Source organism: Pseudohaliea rubra DSM 19751 (assembly GCF_000764025.1).
In the GTDB taxonomy this organism is placed as follows: domain Bacteria; phylum Pseudomonadota; class Gammaproteobacteria; order Pseudomonadales; family Halieaceae; genus Pseudohaliea; species Pseudohaliea rubra.
In genome coordinates this window covers 1-3,223 of sequence record NZ_KN234819.1, presented here as the reverse complement: position 1 = coordinate 3,223, position 3,223 = coordinate 1, and the positions used below count along the sequence as shown (strand labels likewise).

Annotated in this window: 5 protein-coding genes; all 5 read left to right on the top strand. The window is 66.9% G+C overall.

Going from position 1 to position 3,223, the window contains the following annotated elements; translation table 11 throughout:
• Window positions 1–110: 110 nt before the first annotated feature.
• The 5 genes from HRUBRA_RS14410 to HRUBRA_RS15685 all read left to right on the top strand — a co-directional run bounded on the left by HRUBRA_RS14410 (window position 111) and on the right by HRUBRA_RS15685 (window position 3,101).
• Complete coding sequence (locus HRUBRA_RS14410; RefSeq protein WP_035518345.1) at window positions 111–536, top strand: potassium channel family protein; 426 nt, start codon at window positions 111–113, stop codon at window positions 534–536.
• A 44-nt stretch (window positions 537–580) separates the two neighbouring features.
• Window positions 581–1,078: a GNAT family N-acetyltransferase gene (locus tag HRUBRA_RS14405; protein ID WP_035518343.1), complete on the top strand. Its 498-nt coding sequence runs from the start codon at window positions 581–583 to the stop codon at window positions 1,076–1,078.
• A gap of 102 nt (window positions 1,079–1,180) precedes the next feature.
• Window positions 1,181–2,284: a sensor histidine kinase gene (locus HRUBRA_RS14400; protein ID WP_035518341.1), complete on the top strand. Its 1,104-nt coding sequence runs from the start codon at window positions 1,181–1,183 to the stop codon at window positions 2,282–2,284.
• Complete coding sequence (locus HRUBRA_RS14395) at window positions 2,281–2,847, top strand: LytR/AlgR family response regulator transcription factor (RefSeq protein WP_236629887.1); 567 nt, start codon at window positions 2,281–2,283, stop codon at window positions 2,845–2,847. The genes HRUBRA_RS14400 and HRUBRA_RS14395 overlap by 4 nt, the downstream gene beginning before the upstream one ends.
• A gap of 14 nt (window positions 2,848–2,861) precedes the next feature.
• Window positions 2,862–3,101 carry a LytTR family DNA-binding domain-containing protein gene (locus HRUBRA_RS15685; protein ID WP_236629886.1) on the top strand — a complete coding sequence of 80 codons (240 nt, stop codon included), beginning with the start codon at window positions 2,862–2,864 and terminating at the stop codon, window positions 3,099–3,101.
• Window positions 3,102–3,223: the final 122 nt, after the last annotated feature.

Genomic DNA, 3,223 nt, shown 5'->3' with positions numbered 1-3,223 from the left:
CCTGCAGGCCCTCTGACCGGGTGCGGGCCGCACCCGCCCTGTGGCGGGCGCCGGGTTTACGCCGCCAGCAGCCCGCGTAAACTGGGCCCTTCAGTCCCCGGGCAGCCGACATGCTGAAAGTCTTCTTCCTGCTCAGCGGCGTGATCGCCCTCGTGGTGGTGATCCACTACGAAGTTCTCTACCGCTTTACGGTCATCATGCCGCGGCTGAAGGTGCGCCACCGCTTCCGCATCGTGTTCGGCGTGCTGGCCGCGCTGATCGCGCATGCCATCGAGGTGTGGATCTTCGGGCTTCTCTACCTGTACATGCACCGCAGCAACCACTGGGGCGAGCTGGTCGGCAACTTCTCCGGTACGCTCCTCGATGCCGTGTACTATTCGTTCACCACCTACTCGACCCTGGGGATCGGGGATATCGAGCCGCAGGGCGATATCCGCTACGCCACCGGCCTCGAGTCGCTGGTCGGCCTCGTGCTCATCACCTGGACCGCGTCCTTCCTCTACCTGGAGATGACGCGCTACTGGGACCGGGACTAGGCCGCCAGCCCGCACTTCGGACCCATGCCAGGGAGGGCATCACCATGGCACAGCTGACACTCAGGCCGGCAGAGCCGGCGGACTGCGCACAGATCCTCGCTTTCATCCAGGGCCTCGCCGAGTACGAGCGCGAGCCCGATGCCGTCGAGGCCACCGAGGCGCACCTCGAGCGCACCCTGTTCGCCGACGCGCCGAAGGTCTTCGGCATCATGGCCGAACTCGATGGCGCGCCGGCCGGCTTCGCGGTCTATTTCTACAACTACTCCACCTGGCTCGGCCGGCACGGCCTCTATCTCGAGGACCTCTTCGTGGACCCGGCGCTGCGCGGCCGGGGCGTCGGCCTGGCCCTGCTCCGGCACCTGGCCGGCATTGCCGTGGCCGAGGGCTGCGGGCGCTTCGAATGGATGGTCCTCGACTGGAATGAGCCGGCCATCGAGTTCTACCGCGCCGCGGGGGCCCTCCCCCTGGACGAATGGACCGTTTACCGGCTCAGCGGCGAGGCGCTGAAGGCGCTTGCGGAGGGCGGCACCGGGGCGCCCTGAGAGGTGCTCTGAGAGGTGCTTTTGCGTCGAACAGCCCGGCTACTGCGATGAAACCGCCGTGAAAGCGCCACGCGCGAGGGGGCAGGGCCCTATAATGGCAGCATGACCCTCGACGACCTCCTGCAGGACAAGCGCCGCCTCTTCTGGGTGCTCCAGTTCATCGGCTGGAGCGGCTGGGCGATGTCCTTCTACCTCGGTGTCCTGGTCTGGGGCGAGCCGCCGGAGAACTACACCTGGTACCTGCCGGTCGTTTCCGCCATCGGCCTCGCGATCACCCTCGGCCTGCGCTGGCTCTACCAGCGCACCTGGGAGGCCTCCCTCGGCCGCCGCGTCTTTGCCATCCTCGCCGGCTCCTGGTGCGCCGGCGCGGGATGGATGGCCTGCCGGGCAACCATTTTCGCCAGCGCCTTCCCGGAGGAGCACGCCGCGCAGGATACCGGGAAGAGCGAATTCCTCTCCTATTTCAGTGGCTCGATCTCGGCCTTCTGGGTCATGCTCGTATGGAGTGCGCTCTACTTCGGCATCAAGTACTACCTCCTCGCCCAGGAGGAGAAACAGCGCAGCCTCAAGGCAATGAGCATGGCCCAGGACGCACAGCTCAAGATGCTGCGCTACCAGCTCAACCCGCACTTCCTCTTCAACACGCTGAACGCCATCTCGACGCTCATCCTCGATCGGGACACGAAGCTCGCCAACGACATGGTCATGCGCCTGTCGCGCTTTCTGCGCTACTCGCTGGACAACGACCCGATGCAGCGGGTCACCGTCGCCGAGGAAGTCGACGCGCTGAAGCTCTACCTCGACATCGAGCAGGTCCGCTTCGGCGACCGGCTGACGCTGCACTTCCACATCGACCAGGGCGCCGCCAATGCGCTCATCCCGAGCCTGCTGCTGCAGCCGATCGTCGAGAACTCCATCAAGTACGCCATCGCCCAGTCCGTGGGTGGGGGCAGCATCGGTGTGTCGGCCAGCATCGTCGATGGCCAGCTACAGCTGCAGGTCGCGGACGACGGCCCGGGGCTGGACCTGCGCAACGGCCGGATGCCCAAGGGCGGCGGCGTCGGCCTGGTCAACATCCGCGAACGCCTGAAGCAGCTCTACGGCGACCGCCAGTCCTTCCGGCTGTCGGCGACGGAACCGCACGGACTCACCATTACCATCACCCTGCCCGTCGAGCGCAGGATCCCGGGGGATCGGAAGCCATGAACACGCTCAGCGCCATCATCGTCGACGATGAGAACCTCGCCCGTCGCGGCCTCGCCGTGCGCCTGCGAGAGCTGCCGCAGGTGGACGTGGTGGCCGAGTGCGCCAACGGCCAGGAAGCACTCGCGGCCATCGCGCAGCACGCGCCGGATCTCGTCTTCCTCGATATCCAGATGCCCGGCATGGACGGCTTCCAGGTCGTGAACGAGCTCCAGGGCGACGCCATGCCCATGGTGGTTTTCGTCACCGCCTACGACGAGTACGCCGTGGAAGCCTTCCGCGTGCACGCCGTCGATTACGTGCTCAAGCCCATCGACGACGACCGGCTGCACGAGGCCGTGGAGCGAGCCCTGGCGCACCGCGATCAGCAGGAAAGCAGTGAGAGCAAGGAAAAGCTCGTGAAGCTGGTGATGAGCATTACCGGCGAGAGCGCAAGCGGCGTGGAGGGCATGCTCGAGGGCGGCGGCCCGGAAAGCTGGCCCGAGAAGATCACGATCAAGGACGGCAACGACATCCGTTTCATCCGCGTCACCGATATCCGCTGGGTCGATGCCGCCGGCGACTAGCCGCCGGCGACTATATGTGCATCCATGCCGGTGGCGAGACGCACATCATGCGCATCACCATGAAGCAGCTTGAGGCCATGCTGAACCCCGCCGTGTTCCTGCGGGTGCACCGCTCCACGCTGGTCAACACCGGCTGCATCACCGGTGCGCAGACCCTCGACAACGGCGAGTTCCTCCTGAACCTCGAGGGCGGCGCGCAGCTCAAGGTCAGCCGCAGCTACCGGGAGCGGATCCGGGACTTCCTCTCCCGCTGACGCCCGGCCCGCTGAACGCCAGCCCGGCCCGCTGGCGCCGCCCCGGGCACTCCCCTAGACTGGCGCCATGCAACCGGCCCCCACCCCCGACAGCCTGCCCGACGCCGCCGCCAGCCGTGCGC